This is a genomic window from Nostoc sp. (assembly GCF_036918015.1).
GTDB lineage: Bacteria > Cyanobacteriota > Cyanobacteriia > Cyanobacteriales > Nostocaceae > Nostoc.
In genome coordinates, this window is the sequence record NZ_JBALEO010000019.1 from 1 (window position 1) to 17,253 (window position 17,253).

Consider the following 17,253-nt stretch of genomic DNA (forward strand, 5'->3'; position numbering starts at 1 on the left):
ATGTGGCCGAAGATTGGGACTTAGGCGATGGCATTATTAGCTGATGTTGGAGCGGTTGGAGCTTGGGAGCTTTTTTATTATCAAAAGCTCTCAGGCAACCTTCAAAATCGCAGAGTCAAAGCCCCAATCATTGATCCGGTTGAATTACCATTCATCACCGATAAACACATCTTGCTAGTTGGAGCATCCTCAAGCAAAGCAAAACCAACTTGGTTGCGTGCTGGATATCTTTATCAGCAAATAGGTGGAATTCATATTGATGACACCATAATTTATGAAGGATTGGGAACAGTCCCCAGTACTGAAACAGACTTTAATCGCTCTCTGATTAAGCTCAACAGCATTGATTTAGTCAGGTTTCCTCAAATTACTAATGATTATCGCTTGCGGTTTGAGGCAATGCCTTGGATAGAGGAAGTAACTTTAGGGGTTTGGGTTTATACGGGAATCGTAAGCGATTCAACCGAAGAAACGTTAGGAGCAATTAGAGCCAAACTAGAAACTCTTGAATACAAAATTGATAATTTATGACGACATTAAGCTACATCGCATTAGCTGAAAAATTGCCCGCTGGGTCAGTCGAATTTGTTGGAAATAATCAAGTCAAATTAAATTTGAGTTTGGCAACAGAATCAGGTGCAGCACTGACTTTAGGATCTTCTTGCGTTAAAGGTATTGTCAGGTTAATGCAAGCTCTATCCGCTCTTACTGAACAAGTAAATGAAACGAGGGTTGCTGCTAACCTGCCTCCGATTCAATTTGCATCACAACAAATAACCGGTACACCAGAAGCACCAGAGTTTGAATTTACAGTGCGCGTCAAAGTTGACACTGCGTTGTTTGTTGATAACCTCGACGACCCCACTGATTAATTATGATTAACAACTCCTCTAACACGATTGAAGTTGTTAAATTTAGCAACTGTCTTCATGGGGATAAAGATTTGACCGCTACTGTTGGCGATACAGTTTTAAACGCCAACAGTAACAGGCAGTATGCAGCTTTTATAAACAATTCTTCTTCTGATATCACTTTGATTATGGGTGATAAAACTAAAGGTGCTATTGGTCGAGGGATTGTTTTAAGACCGAGAGGAAGTTATGAAATTAACCAATCTAATCTTTACATTGGGAAGGTTTCGGCTATTTCTGCTAATAACTGTAAATTAACTTTCACGGAGTGTATTGAATAATGGGTTTATATAATCCGGCAGCAGTAACAGTTATTCAACCGACTAGTGATGATTCAACACCGACCACTGTTGCTTCTAGCATTACTAGCGTGACAATATTGGCTGCCAATTCCAACCGCAAAGGTGCAACGATTTGGAACGACAGCACTGCTAATTTGTTTATTGAATTTGGTGCAACTGCAACCGCAAGCGCTTTTACTGCCAGATTATCAGCAAGTGGATATTATGAAGTACCATTTTATTACACTGGCGTAATTAGTGGGATTTGGTCAGCTGCTAATGGTAACGCTTTGGTTCGGGAGTTGACATAATGCCTTTGTATACCCCCTCTGTTTCTGGTGGACTTATTTACATTCAATTAAGGGAATTACAACCATCTGGAACAGAGGGGGGAAATGCTACAGCAGGAAGTTGGAATAAACGAAAGCTTAATAGTATTGCGACTGATGACACTGCCTTAGTTACGCTTTCTAATAATGAGTTTGTATTACCTGCTGGAACTTATATATTGAATGCAGTTTCACCTTTTTATAGAACTGCAACATCAAGAATTAGGTTAAGGAATGTTACTGATAACATTGTTTTGTTGAATAGTAGCTCGATCTATCCTGGGTCTGGGGTAGATGTTCAATGTTTAGCAGAACTTAGCGGCAAGTTTTCAATAGCCGCAAATAAATCTTTAGCGCTTGAATATCGAGTATTTCGGAACCAGGATTCAGCTTCTTTAGGGCTTTCCAGCGGTTGGGGAGTAGAAGAAATCTTTTCGATAATTGATTTGCTTAAATTGTGATTAAATAATGATTACTATCCGATCAACAATAGCTGTTACTTCTAGTCCCAAAACTGAATTCACACTTCAAGATACAGGAGTATTTCTAGGGATTGTTGCTAGTCTGGTGATGCTTTCTGGCGTTGCCATCAACATTATTAGCAAAATAAATAAAATTTCTTTTACTGTCGATGGCATCCAAGAAGCTCTTAAGATGCACGCTAGCAATGCCGAGAAAATAAAGGATCTCGATAAGCGCCTGGATATTCACTTACAAGATTACGTGAATTACAAGGATGCCAATTTATTGAGCCACAATGGCTTGGATGAGCGGATCGAGCATAAATGGCAGCGCGCTGAAAACGAATTTAATGCGCTCAAGACAAGTGTTAAGGAAGTTCAGGGATTTCTCCATAGGACGAACGATTTTAAGATCCGGGAATAGTCTCACGGCGATTTACCTCTAAAGAGTAAATCTCTATCCACTCAGCAAAATTCACGAACACTTCGGACTTTTGAGCTTTATCCCACATCCACCAGCCCCCCGCTAGCCCGGCATAAAAATTCAAATCAGCAATTTCTCTCAAAGTCAGGTCATCCGAGCATGATCTGACCTTTTTCCATAACAGGAATTCCAAACCAGAAAGCCAGCCAGCAGACCACATTTTCTCTGAAAAGCTACTCATCATCTGCTTAAGAAATTCTTTTGGGTCTTCCTCTATTTCTAAATAGTTCATAGGTGGAAATTAAGAATGTTTTGAAATTGCTTTTTCAAGGGCTACTCTCACCCACTTCGGAGGTGAAATGAATTCACTCATATAATAATCAACTTCTTCCCCCATTTCCTCAAATCCCTCTGCCCACATTTTTAAGTGAAAGCCGAGGGATTTTTTGCAGATTAGTAGAGAACGCAGCAATTCCGGTTCGCTACAGGGAAGTAGTTTTCCGGTGCTATCCAGCCTCCAAAAGCAGTGCTTTGCATCCTTTCCCGTGTCTGACACTTCAACAATTGGCTGATAAGGTGCAAAATTAAATTTCTCAGCATTTTTTAGGTAAAACTGGTAATCACGCTCAAATTGTGGGCTGTACTTCATTGAGGGGAATTGGGTAAATAACCCGTTTAGCTTACCCAGTTCTTTTCTGGGGATTCATGCCAAATTAGCAAGTTTAGGGTGTCGGTTGAGAACTTCTAATTTCCTCCACTTGACCAACTTCAAAAATTAGCGTGAATGGTTGCCCCATCTCTTGTTTGATAAATGCTTCTAATAATTCTACTTGCCGAGGTGTGACGGGTTCTCTTGCCCGGACGCTCAAACGGACTTCTGGGGGATTTGTCAACCAATTGGTATTACTGTTAAGCAATTGCAAGCGGCCAAAGGTGACAGTACGGTTCAATAATGCCCGTCTGAGACTGCTTTCTAGTTGTGCTTGTCGTACAAGTCGGGCAAAGCTGACTCCCAAGGGAATTAGTAGGATAGCTGTCAATGCCATAGTCCAAATTAGGGGTTGACGCGCCCGCGCCATTGAAGTGTAACCTGCTACCACGAATGTCACCATACAGGAGAGGGCAATACCTAGCAAGTTGGTGAGATAAAGTAGAGTTGCCCCGAAACTGAGTGACCAATTTCCTTGTGCCAAGCCTAAGCCAATTACACAAATGGGAGGCATGAGGGCAACAGCGATCGCAGTACCTGCTAAACTACCAGAGATTTTCGTTTCAATTTTCGCGTAGCCACTGATACCACCAGCCGCTACCGCAATTCCCAAATCTAACAACGTTGGTCTAGATCGAGCCAGTACTTCGCTACCATAACTCGGCAATCCCACCAGCAAACCTAGAGTCAAAGCGATCGCTACCGCTAACATCGTGCCCACTACTACAGCAATTATACCTTTGCGGAACAGGGTAATATCTGCTTGCAAAGCACCAAAAGCTAACCCGCGAATCGGCAACATCAGAGGGGCAATAGGCGAAAACCTGCAAATCATAATGGTGACAGTCGCAGCAATGATTGTGATGCGGGCAGTTGGTATTTACATTCTCAGCAAATTGAGTACTAGCATCACCAAATCGAAAATTTCTTTACCAGAACAAACTATCCTATGGTGGGGTGGGTTACGCGGTTCCGTCTCCATTGCCCTGGCATTGAGTGTATCGACAATACTACCAGAGCGAGAAAAAATCATTGCAACAGTATTTGGAGTAGTTTTATTTACTCTGCTTGTTCAGGGATTGACCATCAAACCTTTGCTGGAAAAACTCAATTTGCTTGGTGATGCACCCTTACGCGAGCAATATTTAGAATTCGTTGCCCGTCATGTTGCCTTAGAACGCGTTTTAGAACACCTCCAGGCAGACCAACGCCCCGGTATTGACCCAGAGTTTCGTCGTTATCAAGAGACACTAATCAAAGGCGAACTTGCAGATTTACGGATGGAAATTGACAAATTACAGGGTGAATATCCCAATCTTCAGAGCTTTACAACAGAACAATTTCGAGGAGAACTGTTGGCAATTGAGGCAGATACTTATGCAGAGTTTGTCAAATCTGGTCGGTTAAATAAAGAATTAACATCTATGCTTGAGGATGTTTTGCAGAATCAATCTCACTGAAGAAGATATCAAACCTAAAAGCCCAGTTTCCTGGTATATCTTTACAATAGGCAAAAAGAATTATTTCCAGGTAGGGGCAATTCATGAATTGCCCCAGAGCGCGTATAGTTCCAATTTGAAAAAAAATGCAACACATAGACCATTTGTAGAGACGCGATTCATCGCGTCTTGACCCAAGGATGTGTTGCAATCATCAATTGAATTGGTATTAGTTTTGCGTCAGTCCTAATTTTAGTCGAACCCGATAACGCCCGGAATTTCAAGGACAAAATCCGCGCCATATACGGATGCAGGAGTCTGGAATCCTACCTTAACTTCGCCTTTAATTACCCGTTTGCTCACTGCTACAGCCGCTAACGCCGTAAAATCGTATGCTTCCGGCCCTAATAGCTTTGCAGTTACTTGTTGACCAGTTTCATCCTCAGCAATACCAATTACTCGAACTTGCCCTTTGGCTCGTTCTGCCGCCGTTGGCCCAGTGGGTAGAGTTTTAATTAGACTTGTTAAAGCACTTTGGAATAAAGACGAGTTAAATAACCATCCCAAGTACTGGCTAGACTCCATCAAAAAGCCCACAGGATTAGGAAATACAGTATAAACCTCAATATTGGGAATACCCGTACTTTGGAAAGCAGTGATAATATCAGCACGCCAAGGGTTTGTTACTGCTGTCTCGGGCCCATAACCAAAATCAACTTTACGTCTTTTCGATGCTGGGCGAGATGGGATGAGCTTACCTGCTTCTCGGACTACCCCGATATGATGTAAAGTTGGCAGTACTGTATTTGCAGTTCCCTGAGATACACCTCCAACTGTTTCATAGATTAAAATCAGTCGTATTGCGATCGCTAACTTCTGTTTGAGGTAAGCAGCTACACAATCAGTAGGGACAACTCCAAATCCCACACCAGGGAGAAGCATTATCCCTGCATTTTTAGCTTCAGTATCTCGTGCTTGTAGCGCCTGAAATTCAGGTACTTCGCCAGCTATATCTAAATAGTGAGTTTTAGTTTGGAGACAGGCATCGACAAGTGGCTTTGAAGTTTTGGAGAAAGGCCCAGAGCAGTTGATGACAGCAATTATATCCTCAAGAGAGCGAGCGATCGCTTGCGGATTATCTAAGCCAAAAACCCGAAAGTCCAAACTTAATTCATTGGCTACTGCTGCTAGTGAACTTTGATTGCGTCCAGCTAAAATTAATTCCAGTCCGTTATTTTTAGCAGATTCAGCAATGAGTTTTCCAGCATAGCCAGTTGCACCATACAATAACACCCTTGATGTCATTATTATCACCAGCTAGGAGTTGTTCGCAATCTGCTGCCATAACCTGACTTCAGGTGGTTCAACTAAAAATTGTCTTGATTTTTCCCCTAAAGCTTTAATATAGGGCTGCTCTAAGTGTTGAGCTAAAATTTCTTGGCTGACCCAGTTTTCATGCAACAGAAACAAAGATGGGTCGTCAACAGATTGGTGCAAATCGTAATTAATACAACCTTCTTCTGTAAGAGTGAGAGCTATTACAGGTTGAAATTCCTGCTTGAAATTGTCTTCCAAACCTGGCTTTACTTTTAGTCGAGCGGTGACGGTTACTTGCTGATTTGACATTGTGATTCCTCTTTTTTACTAAAACTAATTCAAGTATTAATGCTGTTAATAATTTGCGAAGGCTTGAAGTAGTTATAAGGTATGGGACGAGTTTGATTTCTAATGTCTATTTGGCGTTCTATTTCATGCAAATTATGTTGGAATTGCACCACAATTTCTTGCGCCAATGAATCAGCAAACTCCTCATCATAAAAACCCAATTTATCATAGTGGTACGATGTTAAAATCTCAGTCCACATCACCTGGTCGGCAGCTTGTTTAAAGGGAGGAAGTATCTTCATGATAGTTTCCAAGTCCACGCCCTTAGTTTCTGGAATTGGGTGGTAGGCTGCATAGGGCATATTGGGTACAAAAGCCATATATTCGTACTGAGAAAAATTCAAAGCAGAGTGTAGAGGAGCGCAAGTGAATACTACCACACTGATGATTTCAATCAGTTGTTGTAGAGTCTCAATCTTGGCTGGCATTCCCTTGACTCTACCACCATCTTGAGCCACTAATTCTCTAGCCCAATTTTGCAACTCATAGTCGTCACTGATATCCTGTGAGGTTTTGTAATAGAGTTGCAAGTATTCAGCCACAAACTTTTCAACGGCATTCCAAATTAATATGCCATCGTCCCGGAAAGGAAAGTGCGGTAAAATTGCTGGGTCATCCGTTCGGCGACTTTTTATTAACCGAGGGAAGGTAAATTTTTCCACACTCCATTCTTGATAAACTTTTGCCACAAATCCAAGAGACTCCGCCAATGAACCTGCCATAAACTCATCAACTGGGCCTCCAGGTTGTAAAAATTGAGTGCGTCCCAAATCGTTATCAAATAGCATGAAACGGAAGTGGGGTTTTAACAGTAAAGCGATGGGATGATTTTCTGCTAGTTGCCGCGCAGTTACAATCGCAAACGGAGCCATAACTGCATGGGTATAGGCGAAATGACTACCCAATTCTTGATGGTTGCCATCAGCAATTTGAACGCAGGTTTTTGCCAAAAACCAATCTAAATGGGGGTCGTCTGGTGTATAAATCACGCTTTTTGCACCAGAATCATGATTAATCTGAATGGCAACAGGTACTAGAGAACCACCATTAGAACTATCATTACTTTGCCAATAAAATAGCGCTTGTGGCTTGGGAAGGTACTTTTTAACATTCTCATAGACACCACCTTTAATATCAGATAATAAAGGATAATCTAAGAAATACAGCTTGCCTTCCTTGAGTGCTTTTTCCAAAGTAAGTTCTGTACCTGCTACCTTCTGAAAATGTGCATCTGTGACAGCAAAATTATCAGGTAATACATCAATTTTTTGGATAGCTAATGGGTTCGCTCCAGAGAGCCGTTGTTCCGCAAAACAAGAGTCTGTTTTGTAATTTTTTATGACATCGGGTTTTTGTAGTAGTGACAAAAGTTCTTCATATTCTTCCAATTCATCTAATGGGTCTAAGAAATTTCTGGCTTTGGCAGCTAGCATATTTGGTACAAGACTTGCCATACTTGCCAAGCGTTTAGCAGTATATTCTGCCGAGAAGATTTCCTTATGAGGAACTTTATCAATTACAGGTAGAGGAGCTAGATAATCGTAATTAAATTTGTACTCTTCTCGATTTTTATCTAGCCAATTGATTCGGGCATTAACATCAGGATCTTTTTGTGGTAAATATGGTTTCACGATTATCTCCAAGTCGGTTTTTTAGCATTTGGTAGTAAACGATCGATATCAGAAAGTTTCTAAATCACATCATTATTTAGCAAACAACTTTCATTACAGAGTTTTTAGATACTCAATCAAGGCTTTTTTATTCTCATCAGATAAATCAGTGCCATAAATATGTCCCTGATTTGAATTAGCAGTTACCTTGGTATCGTATTTAAAACCTATAGCTTTGGCTTCATCTCCCTCAGTAATAAAGCCAACTTTTTTCGGGTCGTAGACATCATATCCCCGATAGAAAACTTGAGGACGATTCTCTGGTTTTTCTAACAAATCTTGTAGAGATGGGACTGAACCATTATGTAAATATGGCGCTCTTAACCATAATCCATCTAGAGAAACAGATACATACCCATTAGTTTTGCGTAAGTTTTTAAAGTCCCAAGGGTAGCCATCACCAAAATGATTGTAAGTATCCGCTCCTTCTTGCGTCCACATATCTAACCGATGGCGGTCAGTTCCCACTTCTTCTACAGGGATAACAGTACCCGTTCTTTCACCACCAAAAGCGTGACAAGATGCACAAGTATTAGCAAAAATTTGACTTCCTTTTGCAGCCACTTGCTCATCAATCGCAAATGGATATTTAGGAGGTGGTAGTTCTTGAATAAAATCTTCTACTCGTTGTAAATCGTCTACAGGAAGTGATTTTTTGGTAGCACCGTCACCAATTGCTCCAGTTTGAACCGTTTCTGTTAGTGAAGTTTCTAACCCATCCCAATGGAGTGCAAACCCTTTGTGCATCTTTTGATTCCAAAGAGGCATCATATCAGAGTTGCCAATAGTGTTATCTTTGGGCAACTTTAAAGTATTGAATTTAACTGGATTAAAAGGGTCAATTCGACCAGGCCCCCAGTTAGGACGAGAATCTGTCCAACTATAGTCTTCTTTTTGTTGCAGCAGTGCTTTCTTAGTTTGAGGAATTAGCACATAGCGATAAAGTAAATTTTCTAGCCAAGAAAGGTTGTAATTATATTTGATTTCGTCAAGGATATAATCTGCTGTAAATCTGGCATCACCAGCAGTTGCACTCAAAAATCGTAAATAGCCTTGCGAATCAAACTTATTAGCAGGAGCAGCGGCCACAATTGTGGGTTTATCTTTCTCTGTTTTTCTATAGGTAGCAGTATGGCAAACAGCACAAGTTATACCGACACGAGGGAAGCCAATGGTTTTTTTCGTAAACCCAACTGGCATTTCTTTACCCTCTTCCCATGTGATTCCCAAGGAAGTATAACCACCTGCCCCTGGTAATTTATCAGGGAATATTCGTGGTAATACCAGCCAAATCCAATAGGGAACACCTTGCGCTTCTTCTGTGCCAATAGAACCATATTTAAAGTGTTCTTCAGGCGATTCATAATATGTGGGAACCTCTCGAAAAAGGTTGTACCATCCCACATACCCAACTACACCAGCTAAAAGGATCGCAATTAAAACAATGCTTGTGATTACCCTACTTATTTTGTCTTTGAGTATTGTCATGGCACTCTTTTGCTCCTTTGCAGAAGAATCTGTTTGTAGTGCAGGCAATATACCTACACTAAACTAGGGATAAAATTAGGAGAATTGCTTCACTGGAATTGCAGCGATTGCATTTTGCTACGCATTGCTAGTGTCAGAAGAATTAGTTCCGCTAATCCAAAAAACAGGTCTACAAAGGCAATGGATAAAAATCCTTTATCTTGCCCAAAGAAAAGTACTGCACAAATGAAAAATGTCGATCCAAAAGCTCTTGAAGGAAATATTGATATCCAGGCAGTAGCCTGATATCGGTACGGGTCAAGTGCCCCAGGAATATAAAATGCACTAATAATAAACAACAGCATTCCCGTAGCACGAACCCAGATAATTGGTACTGGTATATGCATTTGAAGGAACGTCAGCATTAGTTCTGGAAAGAAGCAAGAGGGAATGACAAAAAGCATATTAACAATAATGCCAAGCCAAGTAACGCGACTAAACCATTTAGCGTAATTATTCATTTTTCTCTCCTTTTAAAGCTTTTTCATGTACTCAACTAGTGCATTTTTATCTTCTGTAGGAAGATCGGTACCATATAAATGACCACTATTACTATTTCCAGGTTTTGTGGTATCGAACTTAAAGTATTGCTTACCGTTTTCTACGCCGACATCAGATACAAAGCCAACTTTTGCTCTGTCAATGACATCGTAGCCACGATAGAATTCTTTAGGTCTATTTTCTGGTGTTTCTAGTAAATCTCGTAAGGTGGGAACTGAGCCATTGTGCAAATAAGGGCCACGTAACCAAACACCATCAAGGGGCATATTTGCATAGCCATTCGTCTTGCGGAAATTCTTAAAGCGCCACGGATACCCTGTATACAGAGTATTTTGGTTAGACATCGTTTTGTAGGTATATGAGTCAAGACGATGAGGGTCTGTACCAATTTCTTGAATTGGCACAACTTTGCCTGTATATGTACCACCAAAAGCGTGACAACTAGCACAATTACTTTGAAAAAGCTGTTCTCCCTTTGCTGCTATAGTTTCGTTAACTTCGTAGGGATATTTTGGTGGTGGTAGTTCCCAAAGCCAATCGGCAACTCTTTGAATTCGAGGTAAATCGATTGTTGTGGGTGTGACTCCAGCACCTAAAGCTGCACTCTTATTTCGTTCATCAACAGAAGTATTATTACCATCCCAATGTAACTGCAATCCCTCACGGGGTTTTTGATTCCAAACTGAGGGGAAATCAGAAGTACCAATCAGTTCATCCTCACGCAATTTATCCATTGGGAAATGGAATTGAATTGCTTTATAAGGATTAAAAGTATCTACTCTTCCTGGGCCCCAATCTGGTTGTTTTTCAACGAAATTAAGTCGAGATGCCTGATTAATTAGTGCATCTCTGGTTTGAGGAATTGCAATGAAGCGATAAAGTAATTTTTCAATGGGATTAAGACCACCACTGATTTTTTCAATTTCTGGCAACATTCGGTTAGCAGTAAAGCGCTGATCTACACCAACTGCTGATAAGAATTTGATATATCCCTGCAAATTAACCACATTAGCAGGCATTGTTGTGATGACTTGATGTTCGCTATTGGGGGTATTTCGCAGCGTTCCTGTATGACATACAGCACAATTCAACCCAACTCGATCGATAAAGATTCTGCGTTGCGAAAAACCTATAGGCAAATCTTTGTCAGGTTCTTTGATAAATCCCAGAGAAGTGTAACCTTTTCCAGGTAATTTATCTGGGAATAATTCTGGTAAAACTTTCCAAATCCAGTAAGGAATGCCATTGACCGGTTCGCTGCCGATTGAACCATATTTAAAATGGTTTTCAATATCAGCATAATCCACTGGGGAGTTAGACAAAACAGGCCAAAGGAAAAATACTGCTACTGCTACAATACCTACAATCACAACCCAAATCCGTTGGAAGATTCCCTTGATTGAGGTTGGAAGTAGGGTAGGGTTTGTTTGTTCAGTCATGAAACACTCCCCATGTTTTCGAGATTATTTGTAAGCGAAATTTTCGATGCGATCCGCATCGCTTTTTTATCTAGATAAATTTGCAAACTGAGTTTCATGAAAGACTGACATTACTTCTTCCATCATCTCTTCATAGCTATTGAAGCGATTCTGCTCGTAACAACCCAAGGGATTTTCAATTACATTTAGCAGACATTTATTGCAATAGGTACAGGGTTTATCTGCTAGGTCTTTACCTGCTTGAAAAGATTTAACTAGGTCATTATTAGCAATTAGAGTACGAGCCATTGTAACGCCATCACAATAGCGATCGCTAATTGCCTGACGAATATAAGAAGCTTGCTGTAAACCACCTGTACATAATACAGGAATATTAACGTGCTTTTTAATTTCTCTGGAATCTAGTAAGTTTCTGCCTTGGTTCTCTATTAGTAACTGCTTGATTTTCGGGTCTTTTACATCATCACCACTAAATGCTTGAGGAGGCAATTGCTTTTTCACCCGATTCCATAAAAAATTGAAAATTGGATGCAAAAATGCTTTGCGAAATAAAATGTAGTTACGTGTGGTTTCGACACCACTTGACAACATGGCATCATAAGTTCTAGTAATTACATCAAAATTAAAATCACCAATGGGATTGAGCGGGTGAGGAAATAAGCTACCAGTTGACACATGGACGGCATCAGCCCCAGCTTCTTCTGCCCATTGACAAACTTGGATAGAATCTTCTATGGTATTACCTGGTTTTTCCCAAAAGGTGACGGCGTTGTTATAGTCAACGGCACTAATTTTGAATTGCAAATGAAAGTCGTTGCCTACTTCTTTGCGGATTGCTCTAATTACATCTAGCAAAAACCGCGCTCGATTCTCTAATGAACCACCATATTCATCTTGACGATCGTTAATTCCAGAACTGAGAAATTGATTAAAAAGATATCCATTAGCACTGTGCAATTCTACTCCGTCCAAACCTGCTTCACGGGCACGTCTAGCACCATCGGCGAAGTATTGAATTGTTTCTTTAATCTCTGTTAATGTCATCGCTTGACACAAAAAGCCGTGGAATGGCTCAGTTTGGCTAGTGGAACTTAAGGCTTTTTTTCCTAAGTTTTCTACACCGCCAATATCTTGCTGTCGCCCCGAATGACTTAATTGCAAAATAAATTTACAGTCATATTCGTGGACTCTTTTTCCTACTTCTCGCCAAAAGGGAATGCGCTCATCACAGTTAATGGTGGCGTAATTAGGCATAATTCTTCCCCGGATGGCGACTGGGACAAAGGAACTAATAATCGCTCCTACACCACCACGAGCAAACTTTTCTTCCCAGTTGATTCGGGCTTGAGTACCTGAACCATCATAGTTATCCCATCTGCCAGAAATACTTGAGCGAAATATCCGATTTTTTACTGTGAGATTACGGAATCTCAATGGCTCAAATATAATATCGTTTTCCATGTGTTTCTCTGTCTTTATCTATTGTTTCGGCAATAAAATTAGAAGTCAAAATTATTCGTAGCACTAACAGTCTCGCCAGAGAACTATTTTTCTAGTGTTTCTGGGAGGGCAGTTTTTTATGTCTACAAATCTACAGTGGAGGTTTTCGGATGCGAGTGCTAAGTATTAAGTTTTTGTTACTTAAATTTACTTAACCAGTTTCAGCATGGATATTTATCCTTATTGGTTTTTACAGTTATATAAAGACTTTTGCAATTTGTAAACCTACGGTATTTACAGAGCAATTCTTAAAAAAAGTGAAAATTTCCGTCTTTTATTTCTCTTAAAAGGTTAAGGCAACCTTAAAAGTAGCTAAAAGTAGCTGCTAACAATTTGTTACAAACCTAACCAAGTATCTAGGAAATCGATATAACCATAGCAAATTGCTTATTGAACACCATTGTAAATTTACAATTTTTTAAATTTTTGATTTAGAAATGTATAAAAGTTTATTGATGACGTTTTGCAAATTTGTGTAGTAACTTCATATATAACGAACCTCAGTAGGGTACATTAATCATCAAAATATCCCAAGACTAAATCTGGAAAATGGGAAATTGGTGATGAAGCATTAGTGTACCTCTGCAAACGTGAGGTGCAGTGGGAAAGGTTTAGGTGTTATGACCAGAGAGTTTTATGAAAAAGACAAGTCTAATTTTTAAGGGCTGTCTGCTCCTCCTATTCGCGACTATGTTTATAGTCTGCGGCTTTTATGGAACGCCTACAGCTCTAGCTGATGAGTATAGTGAAATACCTACGTCCATAAGTACCGAGTATTCGGATACGGGTGTATCTGAATACCCTGATAACTGCGAAGGTATCGGTTATCTCCCAGAGTACACAAAGGAGAATTTGACAGATGCCGAGAAACGGGGTCGTTGCACTTGGTACTTATGGACTGGCGGTAATTCTAAGTACTATCGCGATTTAGCGAAGCGAACACATGGCGGTGTTGATTTGCTAAAGCTGATTGACTCGCGTATGCATGACGAACGATTGCAACGTTATGGCGCAATTAACGATCCTGGATGTGAAAAGGCGACAGCACCAGATGAATACGGATTGCTGCTAGATAAATGTAAAGATCCGCTCTCAACTGGCGTAATTGGGTTGCGTAAGTTCCCCAACCCCAACTTTGACTTGGCGAAATGGAACCCTGTTGAATATGCCAAAAACTCACAAGTTGAGCCTCCCTACGTGATCGGGCAGTCCTGTGCCATCTGTCACGTAGCGTTAGATCCCCTTAATCCACCCAAAGACAAGGAACATCCAAGATGGGAAAACCTGGTACCAGCATTGGGTAATCAGTACATTAAGGAAAATAAATTATTTGCATCCAGCGTTGGAGAAAATAGTTTTGTTAAGCAAGTACTCGATTCTCAAAGACCCGGTACATCTGATACTTCTCGGATTGCCACCGATCACATCAATAATCCGAATGCGATCAATTCCATTTTTAATTTAGGCGATCGCCCCAAATATCCAGAGGTAATGAACGATGGTTCAACCAAGGATGTAAATCATATTCTCAAGGATGGTGCGGACTCTACAGGAGTGCCAATTGCCTCATTACGCGTCTACGTCAATATTGGGATGTGCGGCGATTACTGGACAAGTCTTCATGAGCCTTTATTAGGCAGAACTCCCCAAAAACCTTTTGATATCGAAAAGGCGCGGAAGGAGTGCGAAGGCTGGAGACAGACAGAAGCACGTATGGCTGATGCTGAAGCATTCTTAAAAACCATCCAGCCGATGCACCTGAAAGATGCACCAGATGGTGAAAAGTTCTTGACTAAAGATGAAGAAGTTCTCAAACGTGGCAAACTGGTTTTTGCCAGCACTTGTGCTAGTTGCCATTCCAGCAAAAAGCCACCTGCTGCGATCGCCGCTGACGCCGAACAGGCTCAAAAATGGTACGAAGAGTCTGTACTCAGTAGTAATTTCCTCGACCACAACTTCTTGTCTGATGACCAGCGTTATCCAGTTACACTAATTGGAACCAATGCGGCGCGATCGCTAGGGACAAATGCCGCTAAGGGGCATATTTGGGATCAGTTCTCGTCCAAGACTTACAAAGAACTGCCTTCACCAGGTACTTTGACGTTGTACAACCCCTTCGATGAGAAAAAACCCATCGAATTTAAGATACCTGATGGCGGTTTGGGATATTACCGTACACCTTCACTAGTGAGCATTTGGGCAACAGCACCACTTCTTCACAACAACACACTAGGACTTTACAACGAAGATCCTTCAGTGAAAGGACGTGTAGAAGCCTATACGGATGCGATGGAAAAGCTTCTGTGGCCTGAAAAGCGTGAGGGAATTATCAGCAGGACAGATAGAGATACTAAATTAGAGCTTCCCCCAGGAGATCCGAATCCGAGATTTAAGCTTCCTGTTCCTAAAGGTACGCCTGTGAATTTGCTAGCAAGCATCAATATTAGAGAGGCAATTACATCTCTCAATCTCAGCAGCCTTTTCCAAGATTTAAAACCAGGCGGTGGAATTAAGGGTAAGTTGGCACGTGTACTTTTAAGAGCCAACAAATCTCCTGACTTTGTGGAAGATGAGGGTCATTATTTTGGCTCAAATCTGCCAGATGAAGATAAGAAAGCCCTAATTGAGTTCGTGAAAACTTTCTAAGTACAACTCCCGTGTAAAATCGTAGTGTTTTAAACGCAGAGAATTCCCTACGAATTAATAAAATGTTTGTACTATAGCGTTTACTAATTACATGAGGTACATCATAGTCCCCTCTCGAAGAGCGGAAAGGGGGTTGGGGATGGGATTCTTGTACCTCACTCAACTGAGAACCGCTATAAGGCAACTTGTCTTGATATTCTGCACTCGTTCCCAGATTTAACCTGGGAACGAGAAAAAATATTGAAATAGCAAGGATATATATGCAGTATTTACCAATCGTCTTCGTTCGTGGATATGCAGGTACACAAAAAGACGTTGAGCAAACAGTCAACGATCCCTTTTATGGATTCAATAGTGGTTCAACGCATATTCGAGTAGATGAGAAGGAAAATCCCCAGAAGTTTTTTTTCGAGAGTCCATTGCTGCGGCTAATGACCGATCATGGTTATCAACCGATTGTTGACAATCAGAATGTGAGCCATCAGATTAAAAGATTGTCCGATCAACTTCATAAAACTATTTGGATCTATCGATTTTATGATATATCTACACCTAGTTTTGGCTCCTCAAGTGTAGTTCGACAAGAGATGGAGGAGATAGCTAAGGGTTTAAGAGACTTGATCCAGAATGTCAAAGAAACGACGGGTGCTGACAAAATTTATCTTATTGCCCATTCAATGGGAGGTCTTGTTTGTCGCAGCTTGATTCAAAAGATTTATCCAGAACAAGGTGAGCAAGCTGCGGATTACATTGACAAATTCTTTACCTACGCTACGCCTCATGGCGGCATTTATTTTGAGGTTGGGAGTGGCTTGCTGGAAAATTTGAGGGACAAGTTTCAATTGAATAATTCTGATGACTTTGGCCCTCAGCGGATGTATCAGTATTTAACACCTAATGTCAAGCCAACAACTGAGTTACCCGATGACTTTCAGCTAGAAAAACTACAAAGTATAGAGAATGGATTTTCACCAGACCGCGTTTTTTCTTTAATCGGCACTAATGCACATGATTATGAAGAAAGTTTTGGTCTCTCACGCAAGACTGTGGGAGTGAAAAGTGATGGTTTAGTTCAGATTGATAAAGCTTATATCGCGGGATCTCATCGTGCTTATGTTCATCGCTCTCATGGTGGACGTTATGGCATATTGAACTCCGAAGAAGGTTATCAAAACCTGCAACGATTTTTGTTTGGTGATATTCAGGTGAAACTCTCTCTGAGCAATGTTGAGTTACAAGACTTGGACAAGAACTTTTATCAACTAGAAACTAGGGTGGCTTTGCGTAGTCTTCCTATTCCTATATATGAGCAAGCGATCGCTCATTATTGCCCAATTACACAAGAATTAACCCGAACAGATAAACCTGTTCCCCTATTTACAGCTTTCTTAATCCCCAGAAACTCAGCTAGTGATGATAATACTTGTAGATATGCCCTGCGTTTAGCACTGCATTCCTTTACAAAACAAGAGACGAATTGGTTACGTGACCATCATCTCGACCAAGTACCTTTGTGGTCTGACTATCTAATTACTGATGTTGCCGAATCAAATAGCACTTATGAGGCTAAATACAGTTGGAATTCTGAAGAAAAAGAGCCAGTAACAAAGTTAAATCCGACTTCCGAATCTAGTTCTGGTATATATGTTGCGTATGTTTCTTTACCTGAACGTGGGCAAAAAGTCTTAGGAACAAATGCAGCAGTTCGCTTGGAAATTTCCCAATGGAAATAAATAAGTGCTTGTTGTGTA

The 17,253-nt window shown here is 40.7% G+C and carries 18 protein-coding genes and 1 pseudogene; 9 read left to right on the top strand and 10 right to left on the bottom strand.

The window, feature by feature from the left end:
* Positions 1–27 precede the first annotated feature (27 nt).
* Genes V7K61_RS05075 through V7K61_RS05100 form a run of 6 tightly spaced genes read left to right on the top strand, consistent with a single transcriptional unit; the run spans position 28 to position 2,406 of the window.
* Positions 28–531 carry a hypothetical protein gene (locus tag V7K61_RS05075; RefSeq protein WP_335051525.1) on the top strand — a complete coding sequence of 168 codons (504 nt, stop codon included), beginning with the start codon at positions 28–30 and terminating at the stop codon, positions 529–531.
* Positions 528–872: a hypothetical protein gene (locus V7K61_RS05080; RefSeq protein ID WP_335051527.1), complete on the top strand. Its 345-nt coding sequence runs from the start codon at positions 528–530 to the stop codon at positions 870–872. The genes V7K61_RS05075 and V7K61_RS05080 overlap by 4 nt, the downstream gene beginning before the upstream one ends.
* 2 nt (positions 873–874) lie before the next feature.
* Complete coding sequence (locus tag V7K61_RS05085; RefSeq protein ID WP_335051529.1) at positions 875–1,192, top strand: hypothetical protein; 318 nt, start codon at positions 875–877, stop codon at positions 1,190–1,192.
* Positions 1,192–1,503, top strand: a complete 312-nt coding sequence (locus tag V7K61_RS05090; RefSeq protein ID WP_335051531.1) for a hypothetical protein — start codon at positions 1,192–1,194, stop codon at positions 1,501–1,503. Before V7K61_RS05085 ends, V7K61_RS05090 begins: the two co-directional genes overlap by 1 nt.
* The gene (locus tag V7K61_RS05095) at positions 1,503–1,982 is read left to right on the top strand and encodes a hypothetical protein (RefSeq protein ID WP_335051533.1); all 480 of its coding nucleotides are present in this window, start codon (positions 1,503–1,505) and stop codon (positions 1,980–1,982) included. Before V7K61_RS05090 ends, V7K61_RS05095 begins: the two co-directional genes overlap by 1 nt.
* Positions 1,983–1,989: 7 nt before the next feature.
* Positions 1,990–2,406, top strand: coding sequence for a hypothetical protein (locus tag V7K61_RS05100; protein WP_335051535.1), 417 nt, complete (start codon positions 1,990–1,992; stop codon positions 2,404–2,406).
* Here the strand turns inward: V7K61_RS05100 and V7K61_RS05105 are convergent.
* The 3 genes from V7K61_RS05105 to V7K61_RS05115 all read right to left on the bottom strand — a co-directional run bounded on the left by V7K61_RS05105 (position 2,390) and on the right by V7K61_RS05115 (position 3,950).
* Positions 2,390–2,698 carry a hypothetical protein gene (locus V7K61_RS05105; protein WP_335051537.1) on the bottom strand — a complete coding sequence of 103 codons (309 nt, stop codon included), beginning with the start codon at positions 2,696–2,698 and terminating at the stop codon, positions 2,390–2,392. The genes V7K61_RS05100 and V7K61_RS05105 overlap by 17 nt on opposite strands.
* Positions 2,699–2,707: 9 nt before the next feature.
* Positions 2,708–3,055 carry a hypothetical protein gene (locus V7K61_RS05110; RefSeq protein WP_335051539.1) on the bottom strand — a complete coding sequence of 116 codons (348 nt, stop codon included), beginning with the start codon at positions 3,053–3,055 and terminating at the stop codon, positions 2,708–2,710.
* 73 nt (positions 3,056–3,128) lie between these two features.
* Entirely contained in the window at positions 3,129–3,950 is an 822-nt protein-coding gene (locus V7K61_RS05115) for a DUF389 domain-containing protein (protein ID WP_335051541.1), read from the bottom strand.
* Between V7K61_RS05115 and V7K61_RS05120 the strand changes: the two are divergent.
* Positions 3,925–4,575: pseudogene (locus tag V7K61_RS05120) on the top strand (cation:proton antiporter domain-containing protein); the annotation flags it as partial. The gene V7K61_RS05115 and the pseudogene V7K61_RS05120 overlap by 26 nt on opposite strands.
* Before the next feature lie 231 nt (positions 4,576–4,806).
* Here the strand turns inward: V7K61_RS05120 and V7K61_RS05125 are convergent.
* The 7 genes from V7K61_RS05125 to V7K61_RS05155 form a co-directional block, all read right to left on the bottom strand.
* On the bottom strand, positions 4,807–5,859 hold the full coding sequence (locus V7K61_RS05125) for a saccharopine dehydrogenase family protein (protein WP_335051543.1): 1,053 nt from the start codon (positions 5,857–5,859) through the stop codon (positions 4,807–4,809).
* A 12-nt stretch (positions 5,860–5,871) separates the two neighbouring features.
* Positions 5,872–6,180, bottom strand: coding sequence for a putative quinol monooxygenase (locus V7K61_RS05130; protein WP_335051545.1), 309 nt, complete (start codon positions 6,178–6,180; stop codon positions 5,872–5,874).
* A 29-nt stretch (positions 6,181–6,209) separates the two neighbouring features.
* The gene (locus V7K61_RS05135) at positions 6,210–7,850 is read right to left on the bottom strand and encodes a lipoxygenase family protein (protein ID WP_335051547.1); all 1,641 of its coding nucleotides are present in this window, start codon (positions 7,848–7,850) and stop codon (positions 6,210–6,212) included.
* 93 nt (positions 7,851–7,943) lie between these two features.
* The gene (locus V7K61_RS05140) at positions 7,944–9,377 is read right to left on the bottom strand and encodes a c-type cytochrome (RefSeq protein WP_335051549.1); all 1,434 of its coding nucleotides are present in this window, start codon (positions 9,375–9,377) and stop codon (positions 7,944–7,946) included.
* Between the two features lie 89 nt (positions 9,378–9,466).
* Positions 9,467–9,877, bottom strand: coding sequence for a hypothetical protein (locus V7K61_RS05145; protein ID WP_335051551.1), 411 nt, complete (start codon positions 9,875–9,877; stop codon positions 9,467–9,469).
* Between the two features lie 12 nt (positions 9,878–9,889).
* On the bottom strand, positions 9,890–11,356 hold the full coding sequence (locus V7K61_RS05150) for a c-type cytochrome (RefSeq protein ID WP_335051553.1): 1,467 nt from the start codon (positions 11,354–11,356) through the stop codon (positions 9,890–9,892).
* A gap of 66 nt (positions 11,357–11,422) precedes the next feature.
* Positions 11,423–12,817 carry an NADH:flavin oxidoreductase gene (locus tag V7K61_RS05155; RefSeq protein ID WP_335051555.1) on the bottom strand — a complete coding sequence of 465 codons (1,395 nt, stop codon included), beginning with the start codon at positions 12,815–12,817 and terminating at the stop codon, positions 11,423–11,425.
* Between the two features lie 729 nt (positions 12,818–13,546).
* On the opposite strand from V7K61_RS05155, the gene V7K61_RS05160 reads away from it, so the two are divergent.
* Together V7K61_RS05160 and V7K61_RS05165 are read left to right on the top strand one after the other, a co-directional pair.
* Positions 13,547–15,502, top strand: coding sequence for a hypothetical protein (locus V7K61_RS05160; RefSeq protein WP_335051557.1), 1,956 nt, complete (start codon positions 13,547–13,549; stop codon positions 15,500–15,502).
* 260 nt (positions 15,503–15,762) lie between these two features.
* Positions 15,763–17,235, top strand: a complete 1,473-nt coding sequence (locus tag V7K61_RS05165; RefSeq protein WP_335051559.1) for an esterase/lipase family protein — start codon at positions 15,763–15,765, stop codon at positions 17,233–17,235.
* Positions 17,236–17,253: the final 18 nt, after the last annotated feature.